Annotated in this window: 20 protein-coding genes and 1 riboswitch; of the genes, 8 read left to right on the top strand and 12 right to left on the bottom strand. The window is 63.1% G+C overall.

Annotation, left to right across the window (positions count from 1 at the left end; genetic code table 11):
• Positions 1-18: 18 nt before the first annotated feature.
• The 7 genes from MOV63_RS06615 (at position 19) to MOV63_RS06585 (ending at position 7445) form a co-directional block, all read left to right on the top strand.
• Positions 19-813 carry an ABC transporter ATP-binding protein gene (locus MOV63_RS06615; protein WP_247032827.1) on the top strand — a complete coding sequence of 265 codons (795 nt, stop codon included), beginning with the start codon at positions 19-21 and terminating at the stop codon, positions 811-813.
• Positions 810-1643 (top strand): ABC transporter permease, encoded by an 834-nt coding sequence (locus MOV63_RS06610; RefSeq protein WP_247032826.1) that lies wholly within the window; start codon positions 810-812, stop codon positions 1641-1643. Before MOV63_RS06615 ends, MOV63_RS06610 begins: the two co-directional genes overlap by 4 nt.
• A 54-nt stretch (positions 1644-1697) precedes the next feature.
• The gene (locus MOV63_RS06605; protein WP_247032825.1) at positions 1698-3056 is read left to right on the top strand and encodes an FAD-dependent oxidoreductase; all 1359 of its coding nucleotides are present in this window, start codon (positions 1698-1700) and stop codon (positions 3054-3056) included.
• Positions 3053-4210, top strand: coding sequence for a CaiB/BaiF CoA-transferase family protein (locus MOV63_RS06600; RefSeq protein ID WP_247032824.1), 1158 nt, complete (start codon positions 3053-3055; stop codon positions 4208-4210). The genes MOV63_RS06605 and MOV63_RS06600 overlap by 4 nt, the downstream gene beginning before the upstream one ends.
• Positions 4207-4983, top strand: coding sequence for an enoyl-CoA hydratase-related protein (locus tag MOV63_RS06595; RefSeq protein WP_247032823.1), 777 nt, complete (start codon positions 4207-4209; stop codon positions 4981-4983). The genes MOV63_RS06600 and MOV63_RS06595 overlap by 4 nt, the downstream gene beginning before the upstream one ends.
• Before the next feature lie 138 nt (positions 4984-5121).
• The gene (locus tag MOV63_RS06590; RefSeq protein WP_309500816.1) at positions 5122-6045 is read left to right on the top strand and encodes a LysR family transcriptional regulator; all 924 of its coding nucleotides are present in this window, start codon (positions 5122-5124) and stop codon (positions 6043-6045) included.
• A complete protein-coding gene (locus MOV63_RS06585; RefSeq protein ID WP_247032821.1) occupies positions 6042-7445 on the top strand; it encodes an amidohydrolase family protein in 1404 nt (467 codons plus the stop codon). The genes MOV63_RS06590 and MOV63_RS06585 overlap by 4 nt, the downstream gene beginning before the upstream one ends.
• On the opposite strand, the gene fdxA is transcribed toward MOV63_RS06585, so the two are convergent.
• Positions 7442-7780: a ferredoxin gene (gene fdxA / locus MOV63_RS06580; protein ID WP_247032820.1), complete on the bottom strand. Its 339-nt coding sequence runs from the start codon at positions 7778-7780 to the stop codon at positions 7442-7444. The two genes, MOV63_RS06585 and fdxA, sit on opposite strands and share 4 nt — an antisense overlap.
• Positions 7781-7976: 196 nt before the next feature.
• Here fdxA and MOV63_RS06575 point away from each other — a divergent pair, with 196 nt between their 5' ends.
• Positions 7977-9779: an adenine deaminase gene (locus MOV63_RS06575; protein WP_247032819.1), complete on the top strand. Its 1803-nt coding sequence runs from the start codon at positions 7977-7979 to the stop codon at positions 9777-9779.
• A gap of 12 nt (positions 9780-9791) precedes the next feature.
• Here the strand turns inward: MOV63_RS06575 and MOV63_RS06570 are convergent, their stop codons facing one another.
• The 11 genes from MOV63_RS06570 to MOV63_RS06520 all read right to left on the bottom strand — a co-directional run bounded on the left by MOV63_RS06570 (position 9792) and on the right by MOV63_RS06520 (position 20647).
• Positions 9792-11189, bottom strand: coding sequence for a M20/M25/M40 family metallo-hydrolase (locus MOV63_RS06570; protein ID WP_247032808.1), 1398 nt, complete (start codon positions 11187-11189; stop codon positions 9792-9794).
• Between the two features lie 87 nt (positions 11190-11276).
• Entirely contained in the window at positions 11277-12134 is an 858-nt protein-coding gene (nadC, locus tag MOV63_RS06565) for a carboxylating nicotinate-nucleotide diphosphorylase (protein WP_247032806.1), read from the bottom strand.
• A 1-nt stretch (position 12135) separates the two neighbouring features.
• Complete coding sequence (locus MOV63_RS06560; RefSeq protein ID WP_247032801.1) at positions 12136-13677, bottom strand: L-aspartate oxidase; 1542 nt, start codon at positions 13675-13677, stop codon at positions 12136-12138.
• The gene (nadA, locus tag MOV63_RS06555) at positions 13674-14645 is read right to left on the bottom strand and encodes a quinolinate synthase NadA (RefSeq protein WP_247032799.1); all 972 of its coding nucleotides are present in this window, start codon (positions 14643-14645) and stop codon (positions 13674-13676) included. Before nadA ends, MOV63_RS06560 begins: the two co-directional genes overlap by 4 nt.
• A gap of 68 nt (positions 14646-14713) precedes the next feature.
• Positions 14714-15616, bottom strand: coding sequence for an NrtR DNA-binding winged helix domain-containing protein (locus MOV63_RS06550; RefSeq protein WP_038543940.1), 903 nt, complete (start codon positions 15614-15616; stop codon positions 14714-14716).
• Positions 15617-15713: 97 nt separating this feature from the next.
• Positions 15714-16658, bottom strand: coding sequence for an ABC transporter substrate-binding protein (locus MOV63_RS06545; RefSeq protein ID WP_247032797.1), 945 nt, complete (start codon positions 16656-16658; stop codon positions 15714-15716).
• Entirely contained in the window at positions 16655-17437 is a 783-nt protein-coding gene (locus MOV63_RS06540) for an ABC transporter permease (RefSeq protein ID WP_247032783.1), read from the bottom strand. The genes MOV63_RS06545 and MOV63_RS06540 overlap by 4 nt, the downstream gene beginning before the upstream one ends.
• 135 nt (positions 17438-17572) lie before the next feature.
• Positions 17573-17676, bottom strand: a riboswitch (TPP riboswitch).
• 205 nt (positions 17677-17881) lie between these two features.
• The gene (gene minE, locus MOV63_RS06535) at positions 17882-18142 is read right to left on the bottom strand and encodes a cell division topological specificity factor MinE (RefSeq protein WP_247032781.1); all 261 of its coding nucleotides are present in this window, start codon (positions 18140-18142) and stop codon (positions 17882-17884) included.
• Positions 18139-18954: a septum site-determining protein MinD gene (gene minD, locus MOV63_RS06530; RefSeq protein ID WP_038543948.1), complete on the bottom strand. Its 816-nt coding sequence runs from the start codon at positions 18952-18954 to the stop codon at positions 18139-18141. The genes minE and minD overlap by 4 nt, the downstream gene beginning before the upstream one ends.
• Positions 18955-18985: 31 nt before the next feature.
• The gene (minC, locus tag MOV63_RS06525) at positions 18986-19714 is read right to left on the bottom strand and encodes a septum site-determining protein MinC (RefSeq protein ID WP_038543950.1); all 729 of its coding nucleotides are present in this window, start codon (positions 19712-19714) and stop codon (positions 18986-18988) included.
• A 786-nt stretch (positions 19715-20500) separates the two neighbouring features.
• Positions 20501-20647, bottom strand: coding sequence for a DUF1127 domain-containing protein (locus tag MOV63_RS06520; protein WP_151043146.1), 147 nt, complete (start codon positions 20645-20647; stop codon positions 20501-20503).
• Positions 20648-20750: the final 103 nt, after the last annotated feature.

The raw sequence follows: 20750 nt of genomic DNA, 5'->3' as shown, positions 1-20750 counted from the left end.
TTAGGAACGGCGAAGTTGATGCCGAACGTTCCCCAGACCGAACCGGCAGCCACGGCGGTTTCGATCCGAAACCTCTCCGTCCGGTTTGGTGATAGGAACAACGAGTTCACGGCCCTTTCCGATGTTTCCGTGGACATACCGGAAGGCGCCTTCGTCACCATGCTTGGGCCGTCCGGCTGCGGAAAATCGACCCTGCTCAGATGTGTGGCGGATCTCGTCCACATCAGCGACGGTTCGATTTCCGTCTTCGGTCGCAGCCCGCAGGAAGCTCGCGAGAGCCGCGACTTCGCCTTCGTTTTCCAGGACGCGACGCTGCTTCCCTGGCGGAACGTGCTCGACAATGTCCGACTGCCGCTGGAAGTCGGAAAACACGCCCAAACCGGCGACCACGCGGACCCGCATGAACTGCTGGCGATGGTCGGGCTGAAGGGGCGCGAAAATGCGCTCCCTCACGAGCTCTCAGGCGGCATGCGCCAGCGCGTGGCGATCGCCCGCGCGCTGATCACGCGGCCGCGCATCCTTCTGATGGACGAACCATTCGGGGCACTGGACGAGATCACCCGTGATCGGCTGAACGAGGAACTGCTGCGCGTCTGGCAGGAAACGGGAACGACGATCCTGTTCGTCACCCATTCCATCCCGGAAGCGGCTTTCCTCGGCCAGAACGTGCTGATGCTTCAAGCCCATCCGGGTCGCGTCAAGGAATTCATGAAGGTCGATCTCCCCTTCCCGCGTTCGCTTGCCGTGCGTGACACCGTCGAATTCATCGGCGTCACCGCGCACCTGCGCCGCCTTCTGGAGGAATGCCTGTGAGCCACGTCGTTTCCTCCACCACCAAGACCGGTGCCCCACCCGAGCGAAAGATCGCGCTTCTCGATGCAACGGCCGGCGTTCTCGTCAAACATATGCCGGCCATATCAGCCGCCGTCGGGCTTGTGGTCCTCTGGCAGTTCGTCGTCTGGTTCTTCAAGATCCCGACCTTCATGGCTCCGAGCCCGGTCGACGTCGCCTACGCCTTCCAAGACAACGCCAAGATCCTCTGGACCAACATGCTGCCGACGATCCTCGAAGCCTTCCTTGGCTTCGTTTTCGGTAATCTCGTCGCCATCCTGCTGGCGATCTGGTTTGTCCACAGTTCGACGGCGGAAAAAGCTTTCTATCCGATCGCCGTCTTCATCAAGGCGATCCCGATCATCGCGCTCGCCCCGATCCTTGTGCTCATCTTCGGCAACGGGCTTGCGCCAAAAATCATCATCGCCGGGCTGATCTGCTTCTTCCCGACTTTGGTCAACATGGTTCAGGGCCTGAAATCCGCGAGCCCCGCCATGCTCGACCTGATGCGGGTGCTGTCTGCCAGCAACACGGAAATCCTCTGGAAGGTGCGGCTGCCGAGTTCTATGCCGTTCCTGTTTGCGGCGTTAAAGATCGCCGCGACCAGCAGCGTCATGGGCGCCATCGTCGCCGAATGGATCGGCTCCAGCTTCGGCCTCGGCGCCCTGATCATCGAGGCGACCTACAATTTCCGCTCGCCGCTGCTTTACGCAACCGTCGTGATCGCCGCGGTCCTTGCCGTCGTCCTCTTCTTCATCGTCTCGGTGATCGAAGCCCGGATGATCCGCTGGAAGCCGGCCGGATCGCATTGAGCCCAACGCACCGAACCAACTGTCCTCAGCCCAACTTTTTGGGAGTTTGAACCAATGCAACAGACAATTCTTCAGGCGGCGCGCAACGTCGCAGTGGTCGACCGTTCCGATGTGGTGGTGGTCGGCGGGGGGCCGGCGGGCATTTCAGCCGCCGTTTCCGCAGCCCGCAACGGCGCCAAGGTGACCCTCCTCGAACGCTACCCCTATGTCGGCGGGCTTGCCGCCGGCGGCATGGTGCTGGTGCTCGACGACATGATCAACAACCTCGAAATCACCGTGCAGGGCATCTGCATGGAGATGATCGAGCGCATGAAAAAGTGGGACCTCTGCGTCACGCCCACCGGCCGCGACCGCGAACTCGACATCCGCGAGACGCCCGACGCCTGGCGGCGCTGGGCGCGCTGGGGCCTGTTCGATTTCCACACCCAGTCCATGCCGCACCCGATCTGCTTCTCCGCCGCCTTCGACCCGGACGGCTTCAAGCGCGCCTCCTACGACGTGCTGACCGAAGCGGGAGTGAAGCTCCGGACCCACAGCTGGTTCTCCTCCGCGATCATGGAAGGCAAGACCATCAAGGGCGTCATCTGCCAGACCAAGTCCGGCATGGAAGCGATCCTCGGCGATATCGTCATCGACACCACCGGCGACCTTGATGTCGCGGCCTCCGCCGGCGCCTCGCATGTGGAATCCAATTTCATCCTGACCACCGTCTCCCGCTGGGGCGGCGTCGATACCGATGCTGCCGAGCGCTTCGAATTCGAGGAGCCGGAAGCCTTCAAGAAGATCGACCATGAGGCAAAACGCCTGATCGGCGGCTGCTGGTCCTTCTGGTGGCTGAAGACCCCTCTGCCCGGCGTCGTCTGGCTCAACTGCCCGCATATGCCGAACCTCTCCGGCCTCAAGACCGAGGACCTGACCAAGGCGGAAATCGAAGGCCGCAACCGTATCGCCCGCCTGCTCGATTTCACCCGTGAAAAGATGCCCGGCTTCGAGAAGGCCTATGTGGTCGATTTCGCGCCCCAGACCGGTGTGCGCCAGACGCGACTTCTCGAAGGCGAATACGTCGTCACCAAGGACGATGTGATGAACCGCATCCACTTCTCCGACACCGTCTGCCGCGGCCGCGACTATTACACGCCCTACCGCTCGATGCTGCCGCGCGAGATCGACCAGCTGATCGTCGCCGGACGTCACTACTCGGCGACACCGCAGGCGCAGAAGTCGAGCCGCGAAATCCCGCCCTGCATGGCAATGGGCGAGGCCGCGGGCGTTGCCGCCGTCGTGGCGCTCAACGCCGGAACCACCGTTCGGAAAGCCGATATTCGGGCTATCCAGAAACAGATGCGGGCCCAGGGTGCCGATCCCGGCGACGTGCCCTCCGACAATGCAACATTCCTGGAGGCTGCGGAATGAATTCTCTACCCCTCGACGGCGTCCGCGTGATCGATTTCACGCAGGTCATGCTAGGCCCGTGCTGCACCCAGACGCTCGCCGATTACGGCGCCGAGGTCATCAAGATCGAAAAGGCCAAGATCGGCGACCTGTCGCGCTGGTCGCTTGGCTCCGATCCGGACGGCCTCAACAATCCGGTCTTCTGCTCGCTGAACCGCAACAAGAAGAGCCTGGCGCTCGACCTGAAGCTCACCGAAGCCCGCGACGCGGTGCTGGCGCTGATCGCCGGCGCAGACGTGGTGGTCAACAACTTCCGCCCCGGCGTGATGGAACGCATGGGCTTCGGCTACGACGACCTGAAAAAGATCAACAAGCGGCTGATCTATGCGGTCGGCACCGGTTTTGGCCTCACCGGCCCCTACCAGCACAAGGGCGGCCAGGATATCCTCGCCCAGGCGCTTTCCGGGGTCATGCGCCGCAAGTCCGACAGCGCCCATCCGACCTCGATCTATGCCACCCCGCTCGCCGACTATTCCGCCGGCATGCACCTCGTCCAGGGCATCCTCCTGGCGCTCCTGCACCGGGAAAAGACCGGCGAAGGCCAGCAGGTTGCCGTCAGCCTCTACAATTCCATGCTCGCCATGCAAATGCAGGAAGGTGCCGCGCACATGATGCGCGAGAAGGATTTGAACTGGGGCGCCTTCCCACTGACCGGCGTCTTCGACACCACCGACGGCGCGATCGTCATGGTCGGCGCCTTCAAGCAGAACCCGCTGCAGGACATCTGCAACGCGCTCGAAATCGAGGATCTCTCCGCCCAGCCACGCTACAAGGACTTCGATTCCCAGATGGCGCATCGCCCGGAACTGCAGGAGATTTTTCGCGCGAACTTTGCCAGGAACAGCAATGCCCATTGGCTGAAGCGCCTGGAAGAGGTTGATATCCTCTGCGCGCCCGTGCGTAACCTCGCCGAAGCGCTGCAGGATCCGCAGACGGTCATCAACAAGATGATCCTCGAAGCGGGTGAAACGGCTGCCGGTCCCATCCGCCTGATCGGTTCGCCGATCGACATGTCGGCGGCCCCTGTTTCGGTTCGCATCTCCCCGCCGCGTCTCGGCCAGCACAATGACGAAATCCTCGGTTCGCTGGAAGCTCGTCGCGGGGATGCAGCATGACCGTCGGATTTTCCGTCGAGAACCGGGTGGCACGGGTCACGCTCGACCGCCCGGACCGCATGAACGCCGTCGATGCCGCGACCGAAAAGGAACTTGAGGCGATCTGGACCGAGATCGAGGCCCGTGACGACATCTCCTGCGTGGTCCTGACCGGCAGCGGCCAAAAGGCCTTCTGCACCGGCGCCGACCTCAAGGGCGGCGCCACCAAGAGTGGCCTCGAATATTGGGCTGAAAGCCGCACCAACGGCTTCGGCGGCCTTGCCTTCCGCAAGTCGCTCGACGTGCCGGTGATCGCCCGCGTCAACGGTTATGCGCTCGGCGGCGGCTTCGAAATGGTGCTCGGCTGCGATATTGTGATCGCCGCCGACACCGCCAAGTTCGGCCTGCCGGAAGCGCGCGTCGGTCGCATGCCGCTCGACGGCGGCATGGTGCTCCTGCAGCGGAAAATCCCACACAACCTTGCCATGGCCGTGATGCTGACCGGCCGGCAGTTTACCGCCGCCGAAATGCAGGGCTTCGGCATCGTCAACGAGACCGTGCCCTTCGATGCGCTTGATGCAGCCGTCGACAGATGGGTGGGCGATATCGTCGCCTGTGCCCCGCTGTCGCTGAAGGCGATCAAGCAGGCGGTCAACCGCACCGGCCATCTCAGCCCCGCGGAAGCTCAAGGATTGCGCACCCCCGCGCTCATCCGTGCACTGCAGAGCGAGGACGCCGTCGAAGGCGTGGCGGCCTTCCGCGAAAAGCGCGCTCCGGTTTGGCAGGGCCGCTGATGCATGTCGCGCAAAAGTGTGCGGCGGTTTTGCGGTAAAGACATGCATCCAACAAGGAACGGAAGCGTGGCAAGCGAATCCGAAGGATCGCAACACGCTTCAGGTATGGTATGAATTTCAGGATCTTGGGGGATGAATATGCACGCCAGTATCCTGAAATATTTCGTCGAAGTTGCGCGCGCCGGCTCGATCCGCAAGGCCTCCGAAGAGCTGCACGTCGCGACCTCCGCCGTCAGCCGGCAAATCCGCAAGCTTGAGGACGAGCTCGGCACGCCGCTGTTCGAACGGTTCTCCGACGGCCTGCGCCTCACCTCCGCCGGCAAGGTGGTGCTGAAGCACGTCAAGGAGACTATTCATCACTACGAGATCATGAAATCGGATCTCGGCGACCTGCAGGGCAAGCGCACCGGCCGCGTCCACATCGCCTGCCTCGACAGCCTTGCTGTGCAGTTCATGCCCGAATTCGTGATGGGATTTCATCACAAGAACCCGGCCGTCGATTTCCGCATCCGCGCCGACAATTTCAACAACATTTTCCATTTTGTCGCCGACGGCGACTGCGATATCGGCATCACCTTCGACCTCGCCCGGCCGCACGATATCAAGCTGGTCCACGGCGTGCGCATGCCGCTGATGGTCATGGTAGCAAAACACCATCCGCTGGCCCGCCAGAAAAGCGCCACCCTGCAGGAATGCGCCCAGTTCAAGCTGCTGTTGCAGCTCGACAACGAGGTGATGAGCTCGATGATCGCCGTCGAACTCGCCTCGCTCGATCGTGTCGGCCGCACGCTTGTCGCCACCAATAACCAGATGATGCTGAAACCGCTGATCCTGTCCGGCGAAGGCGTCGCCTTCTTCACCCCGCTCGGTCTCCTGAAGGAGTTGAAGGCCGGCGACGTGGTCGCCCTGCCGATCGCCGGCTCCCGCCTGCAGAACATGGAGGTCGGCATCGTCGCGCCCCACAACCGTCAGCTCACCCACGCCACGGAAGCCGTGATCGAGGCGCTCAGCGTCGATCTCGAAAAGTTCAGCAACCAGATCGCGGAGGTCATCAAGCGGTGACATCGAACGAGGACACGCGTTTCCTACAGTATCCGGGCCACGAAAAGGCCCTGCGCGGCGATGCGGCACAAGCCGCCCTTCCCGCCTTGGCCTCGGCCATTCCGCTTTCCGGTGGAGAGCTGCTTCTGCCGATGCCGGTCAACGCCCATGACCACGGCTACGGCATCCGCACGCTGGATTTCGGCAGCCTCGACGATGCGCTGGAAGCGTGGATCCCGACCATGCGGCTCCGCCCCCACACCGACGCCTATCTCGAAGCCCTCGTCGCCTTCGGGCGCCTCGCAAAGACAGGCGTCGCCGCGACCATCCATTGCCACAATTCCCTCAATGCGGCTCGCATGGTCGACGAGGCTCTGGAGGTGATCCGCGCGGCGGGGGACATCGGCGTCCGCCTTGGCCTCTCCTGCCCGCTTCTCGACCACGACGCCTGGGCCTATGACGGCGGTCCCGAAAGGCTGAAGCCATTCCTGAGCCCGGCGGACTGGGAGGTTCTTTCTCCCCTCGCCCCACGCTATGCCCCGTTCCGCGATCAGCTCGCCGCCGCCGATGCCGTTGCCGCGGCCAATTCCAATCCGCTAGTCGATGTTCAATACGGCCCAATTGGCCCGCAATGGTGCTCGAACGCGCTGCTCGAAGCGATCGCCGAGGCGTCGGCCGCCAACAACCGCCGCATCCATATGCACCTGCTCGAAAGCCCGCGGCAACGGGCATGGCTGGACCGTCGCTTCCCGCAAGGCATTGTCCGCTATCTCGACGACATCGGCTTCCTTTCGCCGCGCCTTGCCGTTGCACACGGCGTGCAGCTCCGTCCGGACGAGTATGAATTGCTGGCGGAACGCGGCGTCCAGCTCGTCTCCAATCCCTCCGCCAACCTGCGCCTGCGCTCCGGCATCGCGCCGCTGGCGGATGCGGTCAAACGCGGCCTGCGCTTCGGCATCGGGCTGGACGGCAGCGCCTTCGACGACGACCAGGATCTCTGGCGCGAAATGCGGCTTCTCTACTTCCTGCACGGCGGACGCGAATTGGAGCGAAGCTTCACTGCAGCCCGTATTTTCGACGCAGCAATCCAGACCGGCGCGACCGTCGTCAACGCCCCGCTCGGAGAGGATTTTACGGTGATCGACTACGGCGCGCTGATCGCCGACAGCATCTTCGACGATCTCGATGAGGCAGAAGTGCTCCTCAACCGCATGTCCGCCACCCATGCCAAGGCCGTCTATGTCGCCGGCCAGCCGGTCATGCGAGACGGCAGGCTCGTGAATGTCGATTTCGACGCAGCTCGCAAGGAACTGCTGGCCCAGGCCAAGGCCGACCTGCCGCGCCTGACCATCGAGCGGGAGAGATGCGGCAAGCTGATCGCCGCCACCCGCGCCTATTACGGAAGCTGGACCAACGCTTAGTGAGCCGCCTCGCGCACGGGCGCCGATGTCACCACCGGGTGATCGATGGCCCTCGTCCGGCTTTTGTCCCAGCCGCCGGGTGATCCCAACCCGGTCACTTCGGGCCCGAAATAATCCCGGTTGACCGGAATGAATGCCATCTGCGCCTCGGTCGCCTCCTCGTCATAGGCGATGGCATCGACCGGACAGATGGAGAGACAGAGGCCGCAATTGATGCATTCGTCCGGATGGATATAGAACATCCGCCCGCCCTCGTAGATACAGTCGACAGGACAGGCTGCGGTGCACGCGCCGTCCTTCACGTCGATACAGGGTTCGGTGATGATATAGGCCATCGGATCGTTCGCCTCTCATTGCCTCGACAGCACTATCCCAAACCTTGGCGTTGCTGAAAAGAAGCATATTTCGCCGCAAGAGTTCGAATTTCGGCAACGCTCCAATAGTCTTCCCGCCCTATTGACGCTTCCTTGCCTCGCCGGCTTTCCCTACAATCCACCTGTCCTGCCCTAAGTACTGGAAATGAGATTTTTCATGAGCACCCTTACCCGCTTCTCCGTTCAGCCGCTTTCGACCATGACCCGCCGTCTCGCCGATGTCGCCTCGGCCCGTCGCGACCCCGATCTGGTCATCCAGGGTGCGCGCGTGCTGTCCACCTATTCGGAGCGCATTCTCGACGGTCGCGAGGTCTGGGTCTCGGGTGGCCGTATCGCCGCCGTAAAACCGGCCGGCAGTTACCGGAACGGCTCGGCAAAACTCTATGACGCCAAAGGCGGCATCATTGCTCCGGGCCTCGTCGATCCGCATATCCACATCGAATCCTCGATGGTCACGGCCTGCGCTTATGCCGAGGCAGCACTCCTCAACGGCACCACGACGATCTTCTGCGACAGCCACGAGATCGGCAATGTCATGGATGTCGCGGGTGTTGAGGCAATGCTTGAAGATGCGCGCCAGGCACCACTGTCGATCTTCCTCACCGTGCCCAGCACAGTGCCGGCGACGTCTCCGCAGCTCGAAACCGCCGGCGGCGACCTGACGCCGGCAAAAATCGCGGCACTGTTCGACAAATGGCCGGAGGCCGTGGCGCTCGGCGAAAAGATGGATTTCGTCCCCGTCGCGATGGGCGACGAGCGCAGCCATGCCATTCTTGCAGCAGCACTCCAGCGCGGCCGGCCGGTCTCGGGCCACGTCTATGGTCGGGAATTCGTTGCCGCCTACGCCGCTTCCGGCGTCACCGATACCCATGAGGCGATCGACCGCGACATTGCCGACGACCTGCTCGAAGCCGGCGTCTGGCTCTTCCTGCGCGGTGGCCCGCCGACAACGCCTTGGCATTCCCTGCCGCATGCGATCAAGACGATCACCGAACTTGGCGCCTCGCATAAACGCGTCGCCGTCTGCACCGACGACCGCGACGCCGAGGATCTGCTCGCCTTCGGCCTCGACTGGGTGACACGCGAGGCTGTCAAGGCCGGCATGACGCCGGAACAGGCCTGGGCGATGGGCTCGCTGCACGGCGCGACCCGTTTCGGCATGGAAGGCGAGATCGGCGGTCTTGGCGGCGGACGAAGGGCGGACCTCGTGCTTCTGAGCGACGACCTGAAGCCAGTCAGCACCTGGTACGGCGGCGAACTCGTGGTCGACAACCGCAAGATCACGCCAATCCTGGATGAAGCGCTTTCAAAACCCTATCGCTATCCAGAGGCCGCCTACCACACCGTCAAGCTGCCGAGAAACCTCAAGCTGGCGCCCGATCTTCCGACCGACACGGTCACCGCCCATACGATCCGTACCGAACTTCCCGGCATCACGCTCGGCCACGTCACGGTGACGCTCGAACCCGCCGACGACTGGCAGGCGCATTTCGACCGCCACGACCTCTGCTTCGTCACCGTCGTCGAACGGCACGGCAAATCGTCCGGCAATGTCGCACATGGGTTGCTCAACGGCTTCGGCCTGAAAAAAGGCGCCGTCGCCTCATCGGTCGGCCATGACAGCCACAACATCATCGTCGCCGGCACCAACGAGACCGACATGCAGCTGGCGCTGGATGCGATCGAGGAAAAACAGGGCGGCGTCTGCGTTGTCATGGATGGCAAGGTTACGGCGATGGTGCCGCTGCCGATCGCCGGTCTGCTCTCCGACAAGCGCGTCCACGAGGTTGCCGACGAGGTGAAGGCCCTCAAGCTCGAATGGGAAAAGGCAGGCTGCACCATTGCCTATATGGGCTTCAACCTCATCCCGCTCTCAGTCATCCCCGAAATCCGCATCACCGACAAGGGACTTGTCCTGGTTCCGGAAATGGTCATCTCGCCGCTCTTCGAAAAAGCCTGAGCAGCGACAGGATCAGTCTGCAAGCTCGGCCAGAATACGCACCCAGGAGCGGATGCCCTTGTGGAAGCTCGACAGGTCGTATTTCTCGTTCGGGCTGTGAACGCGGTTGTCGAAGCGGGCGAAGCCGACAAGCAACGCGTCGCAGCCGAGCCGGCGCTTGAACTCGCCGATGATCGGGATCGAGCCACCCGTTCCGGCAAGTGCCGCCTCGCACCCCCATTCGGTCGAAAGCGCTGTGAGCGTCTTCGTCAGGAACGGGCTTTCGATCGGCATCACGGTCGCCGGCGCCAGGCCGAAATCGTTGAATGTCACCGAGCAGTCGGAAGGGATGCGCGCCGCGACATGTGCCTTGAAGGCGTCGCGGATCTTTTCCGGCACTTGGCCCTCGACCAGCCGGAACGAGATCTTCGCCATCGCCTTGGCGGGGATCACTGTCTTGAACCCCTCGCCCGTATAACCGCCGCTGATGCCGTTGATCTCGCAGCTCGGCCGCGCCCAGACCTGTTCGAGGAGGGATCGGCCCGCTTCGCCCGCGGGGATCGTGAGCCCGATATCGGCGAGAAAACCCTTCTCGTCGAACGGCAGCCGCTGCCACTGCGCCTTGATGGCTTCCGGCAGTTCCTTGACACCGTCGTAAAAGCCTTCGACCGCCACTCCGCCATCCGGCGCCCTCAGGCTCGCGATCACATCCGCGAGAACCTGGAGCGCGTTGCGGGCGGCATTGCCGAACATGCCGGAATGCAGATCCCGGTCGGCGCAGGTAATCTCGACCTCGGTGCTGTAGAGCCCGCGCAGCATGGTGGTGACGGCCGGAGTTTGCCGGTCCCACATGTCGGTATCGCAGACATAGACCATGTCCGCCTTCAGCTCGCTCGCGGTCGCATCGAGGAAGGGCGCAAGGCTCGGGCTGCCCGCCTCCTCCTCGCCCTCGAAAAGGATGCTGACCTGCACCGGCAGCCTGCCGGTCACGGCCTTCCAGGCACGGCAGGCTTCGACGAAGGTCATCATCTGCCCCTTGTCGTCCGAAGCGCCGCGCGCGACGATCGCAGTATCGCCATTCGGCAACGGCTCCAGCCGCGGCTCGAACGGATCGCTCGTCCAGAGCGCCAGCGGATCGACCGGCTGGACGTCGTAATGCCCGTAGAACAGCAGATGCGGCCCGGCCGCCTCCTTCTGATGCGCGACGACCATCGGATGGCCCGTGGTCGGCCGGACGGAGGCATCGAAGCCGATCGCTCCGAGATCGCGGCTCAGCCACTCGGCCGCCGCCTTGCACTGATCGCGATAGCCGGGATCGGTGGAGATGCTCGGAATACGGATCAGGTCGAAGAGGCGCGCGAGGCTCTCGTCGATTTCGGCATCGACAAGAGCCAGCACGGCGTCGATCTGGTCTTCGGGTATTCTCGGCATCTTGCACTCCTTGCCCGTTCGGTGTTCCGGATCAAGGATGTACCATTGTTTTCAACGACACCGGAAGCCTCCGGCGCCGTCGGTCACCTAATTTGCGGACCGGAAATCGAGCCCGATGTCGAGCGTCGGCGCGCTGTGGGTGATCCAGCCGACGGAGAGCAGATCGACGCCCGAGGCGGCCACGGCTGCGGCCGTCGCCGGCGTGATCCCGCCGGACGCTTCGGTGATCGCCCGGCCCGCGACGATGCCGACAGCCTCGCGAAGCTGGTCCGGCGTCATGTTGTCGAGCAACACCGCATCGACGCCGACCTGCATGGCTTCGTGAAGCTGGTCGAGCGTATCCACCTCCACCTCGATCTTCACCATATGTCCGACGCCCGCCTTGGCGCGGCGGATGGATTCGGCGATGCCGCCGGCAATCGCCAGGTGATTGTCCTTGATCAGCACGGCGTCATAGAGCGCAAAGCGATGGTTCATGCCACCGCCGGCGCGCACCGCGTATTTTTCCAGCGACCGAAGCCCCGGCGTCGTCTTGCGGGTGCAGACGACCGAGGCCTTGGTGCCTTCGATTGCCGCAACGATGCCGGCCGTGACGCTGGCGATGCCGGAGAGATGGCCGAGGAAATTGAGGGCGGTGCGTTCTCCGGTCAGAAGGCCGCGGGACGGACCTTCGATCGTGGCGATCACATCGCCGGGCTTCACCGCCCCGCCATCCTCGATATGACGGGTCATGACGATCTTCGGATCGACGAGCTGGAAGGCGAGCTCGGCCGCATCAAGGCCGGCGATGACGCCGTGCTTGCGGGCCGCCATGACAACCGTCGAGCGATGATTGGCCGGAATGACGGCCGCCGAGGTGACGTCGCCGGCAAGGCCGAGATCTTCCAGAAGCGCTGCGCGCACCGGCGGTTCGACGAGAAGTCGCGGAAGGGCGGCAAGGATCATGTCAGGCACTCCGGGCAAGGGGATGGGAAGCGGTCGCGCGGGCGATATCCAGCGCATCGGCAAGGCGCATCTGCCTCCGTTCCGCATAGGCGAGCTTCAGCGGGAAATCGGTGCGGGCATGCGCGCCGCGGGATTCCTTTCGCAGCGACGCGAAGACGGCGATCAGCAACGCGACGATTGCTGGATCGGCGGCCGATCCTTCGCTTTCGACGAGCGGCAACAGGCTGGCGATAGCGCCATGAATGGCACCGGCGTTTCTGAGGACGCCGAGATGCCGCGATACGATCGGCCGCACGGTAGAAATATCCGCCGGCACCGGCAGCTCGGCAGCGTTGACCTGATGAGGCGTTCCGGCAGAGGTCGCCGAGAGGTCCTGCGCGGCCCGCATGCCCATGACGGCGGCTTCCAGAAGCGAGTTGCTGGCGAGCCGATTGGCGCCGTGGAGACCGGTCGAAGCCGCCTCCCCGACCACCCAGAGGCCGGGCACCGAGCTGCGGCCGTTCACGTCCGTCGCCACCCCGCCCATGTGGTAATGCACGGCGGGACGAACCGGAATGAGGTCGGAATTGGGATCGACACTCGCCTCCCGGCAGAGGGCGTCGATCGCCGGAAACCGTCTGGAGAACCCGTTTCCGAGCGCCGGCCGGGCATCGAGAAAGACACGCCCGCCGCGGGCGATCTCGGCACTGATCGCACGGGCCACGATATCCCGCGCGGCCAGTTCGGCCCCCGGTTCGCGGGCGAGAAAACGCTCGCCCTTTTCGTTGACCAGCACCGCACCCTCGCCGCGCACCGCCTCGCTGACCAGCGCCAGCGGCCGCCGTTGGGAGTCGAGCGCCGTCGGGTGGAACTGCACGAATTCCATATCCGCAAGCACCGCGTCCGCCCGTGCAGCAAGCATCACGCCCTGGCCGAAATTGCCGGTGGGATTGGTGGTCGCATCATAAAGTCCCCCAAGGCCGCCGGTCGCCAGAACCACCCGCGTGGTCGGAACAACAACCGCTCCCGAGCCCGCCGCGCAGAGCAGGCCGGACACCGCATCGCCATTCGTCAAAAGCCGACGAACCTCAACACCATCAAGCACCGTAATCGACGGCGTTCTGGAAACGGCCTCGAGCAGAGCCCGGACGATCGCCGCGCCCGAGCCGTCGCCCGCCACATGCACGATACGGCGGCGCGAATGGGCAGCCTCCAGGCCGAGCGAAAGCGAACCGTCGCCGGCCCGGTCGAAACGCACGCCGAGTTTTTCCAGGATGGCGATGGCGTCCGGGGCTTGCCTCAGGATCGAAGCGGCGACTGCCGGATCACAAAGTCCGTCGCCGGCTGCGAGTGTATCGGCCAGATGCAGGTCCGCGCTGTCGTCTGGCCCGAGGCTGGCAGCTATGCCGCCCTGCGCCCAGGCGCTCGACGTTTCCGCACCCAAGGCGGCGCGGGTGATCAGCACGACGGGCTGCGGCGCCAAGGTCAGCGCCGTCACAAGGCCCGCCAGGCCGCTGCCGACGATCGCGATGCGGTCGGCGAGATGGTCGAGTATCTCGGTCATATGGCGAGCATCCTCTCGACGGCGCGGCGGGCGGCAACCGCGATCGACGGATCGACAGTCACCTCGTGCTGGTTTTCCTCCAGCGCCTTGCGGATGTTGGCGAGCGTGATCCGCTTCATGTGCGGGCAGAGGTTGCAGGGCCGCACGAATTCTACATCCGGATGATGCACGGCGACATTGTCACTCATCGAGCACTCGGTGAGAAGCACGACGCGGGCCGGCTTCTTTTGGCCGACATAATCCGACATGACGGCGGTCGATCCCGCAAAGTCGGCCTCGGCCACCACTTCCGGCGGGCATTCCGGATGCGCCAGCACCACCACGCCCGGATGCGCCTCGCGCAGATCGCGGATGTCCTGCGCATTGAACAGCTCGTGCACTTCGCAATGGCCGTGCCATGCGATGATCTCCACATTGGTTTCCCGCGCCACGTTCTGCGCCAGATATTCGTCCGGGATCATCAGCACTTTCGGAACGCCGAGCGATTCCGCCACCTGCTTGGCATTGCCTGAGGTGCAGCAGATGTCGGATGCAGCCTTCACCGCCGCAGACGTGTTCACGTAGGTGACGATCGGCACGCCGGGATGCGCCTGCCGTAGCAGCGCGATGTCCTCGGGCGTGATCGAATCCGCCAGCGAACAGCCCGCCGCCATGTCCGGGATCAGCACCGTCTTCCCCGGGTTCAAGAGCTTTGCCGTCTCCGCCATGAAATGCACGCCGGCGAGCACGATCACATCCGCATCCACATCGATCGCCTTGCGGGCGAGCGCCAGACTGTCGCCGACGATATCCGCGACGCCATGGAAGATTTCCGGCGTCTGATAGTTGTGAGCGAGGATGACGGCGTTGCGGGTGCGCTTGAGCTCCAGGATCGCGGCGACATCCGCCTCGTAGCTCATCCACTCGGCCTTCGGGATGACGCGGCTGACACGATCGTAAAGCTGGGAAACCGAAACCGGGGAATTCATGAGCGACTCCTTTTATACTCGAAGTGAGTATATCCGGCGCAGAGACATATTCTCGTTTAGAGTTTATGTCAATTGCGTGAAAGCGGAAGTTTCGAACCGGAAAGCGCGCGCTCTTCGAGGACCGCATGACGGTAGCGGAAGAGCTTGGCCGGCCGGCCGCCAGTCTCGCTGGTCGCCTCCCCGGTTTCCTCGATCAGCTCCTGCTGGTCGATCAGCCTGCGGAAGTTCGGCTTGTGCAGCGTCAGGCCAGCCAGCGCCTCGACGGTGCGCTGCAATTGCGACAGCGTAAAACTCTCCGGCATCAATTCGAAGACTACCGGGCGATATTTGATCTTGGCGCGCAGCCGCGCGATCCCGGTCGCCAGGATACGGCGGTGATCGGCAAACATCGATCGACCGAAATTTTTGGCCGGCGGACAACCGGCCTCGGTCACAAGGCCTGCCTCATACATCAACTCGTAACGCTGCAGGCCGAGATCCTCGTTCCAGGCGGCACCGTCTAGCCCGAAGGCAAAATCGACGCGGCGCTGGCGGTGTTCGCGGCGCGCCGTTTCCGAAGTGACCCAATCCTGCAGGCGGTCGGTGATGGCCGCCTGTATCTCCGGCCTCCCCCCGCGATGGTCCTCCCAGGGGAAGTATTCGTACCAGCCGTGCCAGCCGGGTTTTCCGGCGCCGGGTGCGGCCTGTTCGCGGACGAGGCCGAGATAGCTGATCGAGATCGTCCGCCCCTCGGCATCCTCATGGGTCCGGTCGCGGTCGGCGAAGGTATAGAGCTGTTCGAGATAACCGAGCGGATGGCCCGTCTGGTCCCCGACCCATTCGCGAAGCCCGGCCTGCAGGCTGCGATGGCCGAGCTCGAAAGGGCCGGACGGCAGCGCATCTCCCGAGCGTACCGTCATCACGCGCGGCTCGTCGCCGGTGACGGCGGACAGAACCGCGATCAGTTCCGCATGGGCAAGTCCGATGGTCAAGCAAACTCCGGGTCACGTAACGTGGAAAGCCTGTCTGGCATGAAAATCACGTTACGCGAATCCCGGAGCTCAAATCAAACGATATCAGCAACTTGGCCTATTTGATTTCGACCGCGACGTCGGAGACCGGAGGCACTGCCTTGATCAGCCCGGTTTCCTTCATGAAGGTGGCGAAGCGCTGGTAACGGCCCTGGTCGAGTGCGGCCGGACGCTTGGCAAAACGCGGCAGCGTGTCGAAGAACGCGGTGCGGTTCAGCTCGTCGTCGAGGCTCGGATAGGCCTTGATGAAAAGCTGCCAGGCCTCCTGCGGATGATTTGTGATGTAGATCGAGGCCTGTTCGACCGCATGCAGGAAACGCGGCAGCCGGTTGTCGCCAGCAAGATCGCGGCGGGTGACGAAGATCAGCTCGTCATAAGCAGGAACCCCGTGCTCTTCCGGGAAAAACGCCCGCCCCGCATGGCCTTCCAGCTTCATCTGGGTCAGCTCGAAGTTGCGGAAACCGCCAAGCGTCGCATCCACCTTGCCCCCGATCAGCGACGGCGACAGCGAAAAGTTGACGTTGATCAGCTCCACGTCATCGTTGGAAAGCCCTTCCGAAGCCAGCATGCGCTTCAGCATCGCATCCTCGAAACCCGTGACGGAAAAGCCGACCTTTTTGCCTTTCAGGTCCTTGAGGCTCTTGATCGGACCGTCCGCCAGCACCGTGACGGTGTTGAGCGGCGTTTCGACCAGGGTACCGAACCGCACGAGCGGCAGGCCCGCTTCGTGGTCGAGATAGAGGTTTGGCTGGTAGTGGATGCCGATATCCGCCTGGCCCGCCGAAACCAGCCGCGGCACCGCGGAGGCATCGGACGGCGGGATGAGCTCGACGTCGAGATGGTCATCGCCAAACAGCCCGCGCTCTTTGGCGATGACCATTGGCGCGTGGTCCGGATTGACGAACCATTCGAGCAGCACGCTCAGCTTGTCGGCCGCCTGCGCAGAAATCGGAGTGGCAAGGCTGGCCAGCGCGATGAAGGACGCGGTGAGGATACGGATCATGATCGGACGGAACTCCCTGATGCGGATGAAGATGAAGGGTCAGCTTCGCTAGCCCACGGGGCGAGCCCGGCGGTCAGCCGGTCGATGAGAAGCCTTAGAATGAGGGTAAGGATTGCCAGTATGGTCATCGCTGCAAACACCGTGTCGGTCTGCATACGGGCATTGGCCTGGACCATCACGAAGCCGAGCCCGCCGGACGCGCCCACCCATTCCCCGACGACCGCCCCGAGCGGCGCCAGGGGTGCCGCGACCCGAAGGCCGGAAACGAGGCTCGGGATCGCCAGCGGCACGCGCATCGACACCAGCGTCTGCCAATGGCTGGCGCCCTCCAGCGAGACGGCGTCGAGGATTTCCTGATCGGTGCGGCGAAGGCCGTCGGCAAAGGCGGAGGCGACCGGAAAGAAGATGATGATCGTCGTCATCGCCACTTTCGAGGCGAGGCCGAAGCCCAGCCAGAGAACCAGGATCGGCGCCAGTACGAAGACGGGAAAGGCCTGCAGGATCAGCACCATCGGCCAGACGAGACGGCCGAGCCGCGGCAGCGCCGCAACGCCGAAGGCCGTGGCAATGCCGAGGCCGGCCCCGATCGCGAGGCCTAGCGCGATTTCGATCAGCGTGACGGCGCTGTTCTGCAGCAGGAAACCAGGCTGCCGCAGGAAGGCGGACGCGACGGCTACAGGCGACGGCAGAATATAGTGGGGCGGAGCAAACAGCCAGACGCCCGCTTGCCAGAGCGTGACAAGCAGGACGAGGCCGATGACCGCATGGGACGCGCGCATGATGCTACGCGTCGAACCTGCACGCCAGGACCGGATATCCTCGCGGAACCACGGAAAGAATGGATGTCATCGGTCGATCTCCAGATCAGTCAATCACGGAGACCCAGGTGAAGCGGAGAAGAGAAAGTGCCGTCGGTCGACGCCTATTTCCGTTCCTACGCCGGCATAACCCGGATCAGGTTCAAGGGTCCGGCTCACCGCCATCTCAGCATCGTCAAGATGCCCCCCTCGGAATTACGACGATAACTGTCGGTTTTCAGCAATCCTGTCAAGCGGGCCGGATTGGCGGCCGTTTCCACTCAGCGCGTCGAGACGGTCGAGAGGAGCTGCCGGCTGAGCGAGATGCCAAGCCGGCCTTCTTCCTTCGCGCAAGAAGGCGAAATACGAAACGCGGACAACCAGGTTGTCCGCGTTCAAAATTCGAATTGGCCGAGTGCTGCCGGCTCAGGCAGCCTGGCTGACGGCATCCAACGGGATCTCGACGTCGATCTCGAGGATCGTGACGTTCTCGTCGCGGTCCATCTTGACCTGCACCTTGTCGCTGTCGACCTGGACGTGCTTGGCGATCACCGCAAGGATTTCTTCGCGAAGCAAGGATACGAGGTCCGAGCCGCTCGATGAGCGTTCGTGGGCGAGAAGCACCTGCAGGCGTTCGCGGGCCGTGGGTGCGGAGCGCTGTTTGCGGAAAAGGTTGAATATGGTCATGCGGCCCTCCGTGCGAAGATCTTGCCGAATATCCCCCGCTTTTCCCCGGGGATCGTGATCGGCAGAACTTCTCCTGCAAGCCGGCGTGCGGCATCGAAATAGGCCATGGCCGGTGCGCTGCGTGCGTCCGCCAGGGTGACCGGCGCACCGATATTCGAGGCGCGCAGGACATCCATGCTTTCGGGGATGATGCCGATGAGCGGGATGGAGAGGATCTCCAGCACGTCCTCGACCTTCAGCATATCGCCCCGCTCAGCGCGGTTAGCGTCGTAACGCGTCAGAAGCAGGTGCTTTTCCATCCGCTCGCCGCGCTCGGCCTTCATCGTCTTCGAATCCAGCAGACCGATGATGCGGTCCGAGTCGCGGACGGACGAGACTTCCGGATTGGTGACCACCACAGCCATATCGGCGTGGCGCATGGCAAGCGTGGCGCCGCTTTCGATACCGGCGGGGCTATCGCAGATGACCCAGTCGAAGACCCGCTTCAATTCGGTAATGACCCGCTCCACGCCCTCGGGCGTCAGGTTGTCCTTGTCGCGCGTCTGCGATGCCGGCAGCAGGAACAGCGTCTCCAGGCGCTTGTCGCGGATCAGGGCCTGCGAGAGCTTCGCCTCGCCCTGGATGACGTTGATCAGATCGTAAACGACCCGACGTTCGGCGCCCATCACGAGGTCGAGGTTGCGCAGCCCGACGTCAAAATCGACGACGACAACCCGTTCGTTTCGCTGGGCCAGAGCCGCTCCGAGTGCGGCAGTCGAGGTCGTCTTGCCAACCCCGCCCTTGCCCGAAGTGACTACGATGACTTTCCCCATCTTGCTCTCCTGTTTGCTGGCCGGTTGCGGCTCAAATAAGTTTCTCTGCCATGATCGAATCCCCTTCGAGCCAAAGCTGGACTGAATGTCCGCGAAGGCCTGGGGCCATGTCGTCCGCCATCTTGTAGATGCCGTCGATTGCCAAAAGCTCGGCTTCGAGCTTGCGGCAGAAGATGCGTGCCGATGCGTTTCCGAGCGATCCTGCCATGGCCCTGCCACGCAGGGTCCCGTAAATGTGGATCGAGCCACCAGCGATGATTTCAGCTCCCGAGGCGACCGATCCGATAATCGTCACGTCACCTTCGGGGAAGATCACCGACTGCCCCGACCGCACGGGATCGCGAATGACGATGGACTGCAAGGTCGGACGCATCTCGGGCACTGACGGTTTCGGCTCGCTGTTGTGCAGCTCGATGATCGGCTCCTTGGCGACGGCCTCGTCGGAGACCGGCCGACCACCCTTGAGTGCCGGAGGCATGCCTGGCCCAAGGATCGAAGGACGGCCGCCTTCGATGCCCATGATATTGACGCTGCGCCCGGCAAGCTCGGCGATGAGCTCTTTCAACTGAGCGCGATCGATCGGCAGATCGGTGACATCGAGCACGACCGGTCGGCCCAGAAAGAACCCGGCGGAACGCGCCGCGAGATCATCCAGCCTGACAAGCCAGTCATCGAAGGGAAGGTCGGGAGCAAGCACGACCGCCAGAAAAGAACGGCCCTTGATACGAATAGCGCGAGCGTCTGTTAGCATTTTGGTCATCTACGTAAAGAAATCGTTGACCGTTTCTAGCGCCGACATGGTTAACAAACGGTAAACGAAGACCCCGCGGATGACCTCGTTTTAACCGATCGTTACGATCTTCCTTTGCATCAGGCGTACCTCAGCGACATAGGCCGCGCGATAAAGAGAAGACCGGTAGCGAGGAAGAGAAAAGGCCGGTCGATACGGCGATGCGCTGGAGGCGAATCATCTCTTCCGGCGCTTCCGCGATGGCTGCGATGCTGGCCGTTATGGAGATCCGGTTGCCGTGAGAATCCGCAGAAGACCGTTTTCCGCGCGCGCCCCCTTCTCGGCGATGTGGCAATAAATCGCTTCACCGCGTCTTCGACTTCAAGGCACGAATCGAGATCCGGATGCCGCCTGAGCGGCTTCTCTCGAACGAGTGATTTTGAATTCTGGAAACCCTCAGCCCCAAAACGAAAAAGCCTGCCGCGGGAGGAGGTGCGGCAGGCTTTCCGTAAAGAACCGAACAGCGGCTGGGAGGAGGAGTGCCGCCATTCCTACAGACGTCCCTGGGAGGAGGAGTGGGCCGTCTGATAACACGAAGCTCTGCGGGAGGAGGTGCATTGCTTCGATAAGTATGACTATACAACGATCCTGCTCGATTGATAGTCATTATGTTGCAGTGCAGCTATACGAAAAATGCATACCGGAAAACGGGGTAGTGAACGTCTGAAAAAGGCCGCGCGCGCGGAGCATCTTCTGACGCAAAAACGCCCGCAGCAATGGCGGGCGTCGTGCATGGTCGAGGCAGCAATATCGCGATTAGCGACCGATGGCTGCGCGGGCGACGCTGCGGATGTCGGAGCGGTCGATGCCGAGGTCCTGCAGTTCGCGGCTGGTCATGCGGCCGAGTTCGGTGACGGTCTGACGATACTTGCGCCAGTTGTTGAAAGAGCGTGCTACGTTCATGATCGGGTCCCTTTCCCGAGACTGTCTGACGGCAGCAACCGTTCTTGGCTCCGGCGTCGTTCGATGACAGGGATATAATCCTTCCCACCTGCCTGTAAAAGCA

Origin of the sequence: Neorhizobium sp. SHOUNA12A, from assembly GCF_023006505.1 — a bacterium.
Taxonomy (GTDB): Bacteria; Pseudomonadota; Alphaproteobacteria; order Rhizobiales; family Rhizobiaceae; genus Neorhizobium.
Note: the sequence above shows the minus strand (reverse complement) of the source record. Positions and strands in the feature narration are given on the sequence as shown.

What these genes read in the sequence shown, in the direction of transcription:
- MOV63_RS06615 (WP_247032827.1), top strand. Translation starts at nt 19, where the DNA reads ATGCCGAACGTTCCCCAGACCGAACCGGCAGCCACGGCGGTTTCGATC.
- MOV63_RS06590 (WP_309500816.1), top strand. Translation starts at nt 5,122, where the DNA reads ATGCACGCCAGTATCCTGAAATATTTCGTCGAAGTTGCGCGCGCCGGC.
- MOV63_RS06545 (WP_247032797.1), bottom strand. Translation starts at nt 16,658, where the DNA reads ATGATCCGTATCCTCACCGCGTCCTTCATCGCGCTGGCCAGCCTTGCC.
- MOV63_RS06575 (WP_247032819.1), top strand. Translation starts at nt 7,977, where the DNA reads ATGAGCACCCTTACCCGCTTCTCCGTTCAGCCGCTTTCGACCATGACC.
- minC (WP_038543950.1), bottom strand. Translation starts at nt 19,714, where the DNA reads ATGACCAAAATGCTAACAGACGCTCGCGCTATTCGTATCAAGGGCCGT.
- minE (WP_247032781.1), bottom strand. Translation starts at nt 18,142, where the DNA reads ATGACCATATTCAACCTTTTCCGCAAACAGCGCTCCGCACCCACGGCC.
- minD (WP_038543948.1), bottom strand. Translation starts at nt 18,954, where the DNA reads ATGGGGAAAGTCATCGTAGTCACTTCGGGCAAGGGCGGGGTTGGCAAG.
- MOV63_RS06605 (WP_247032825.1), top strand. Translation starts at nt 1,698, where the DNA reads ATGCAACAGACAATTCTTCAGGCGGCGCGCAACGTCGCAGTGGTCGAC.
- MOV63_RS06560 (WP_247032801.1), bottom strand. Translation starts at nt 13,677, where the DNA reads ATGACCGAGATACTCGACCATCTCGCCGACCGCATCGCGATCGTCGGC.
- MOV63_RS06540 (WP_247032783.1), bottom strand. Translation starts at nt 17,437, where the DNA reads ATGCGCGCGTCCCATGCGGTCATCGGCCTCGTCCTGCTTGTCACGCTC.
- nadA (WP_247032799.1), bottom strand. Translation starts at nt 14,645, where the DNA reads ATGAATTCCCCGGTTTCGGTTTCCCAGCTTTACGATCGTGTCAGCCGC.
- MOV63_RS06600 (WP_247032824.1), top strand. Translation starts at nt 3,053, where the DNA reads ATGAATTCTCTACCCCTCGACGGCGTCCGCGTGATCGATTTCACGCAG.
- fdxA (WP_247032820.1), bottom strand. Translation starts at nt 7,780, where the DNA reads ATGGCCTATATCATCACCGAACCCTGTATCGACGTGAAGGACGGCGCG.
- MOV63_RS06570 (WP_247032808.1), bottom strand. Translation starts at nt 11,189, where the DNA reads ATGCCGAGAATACCCGAAGACCAGATCGACGCCGTGCTGGCTCTTGTC.
- MOV63_RS06520 (WP_151043146.1), bottom strand. Translation starts at nt 20,647, where the DNA reads ATGAACGTAGCACGCTCTTTCAACAACTGGCGCAAGTATCGTCAGACC.
- MOV63_RS06595 (WP_247032823.1), top strand. Translation starts at nt 4,207, where the DNA reads ATGACCGTCGGATTTTCCGTCGAGAACCGGGTGGCACGGGTCACGCTC.
- nadC (WP_247032806.1), bottom strand. Translation starts at nt 12,134, where the DNA reads ATGATCCTTGCCGCCCTTCCGCGACTTCTCGTCGAACCGCCGGTGCGC.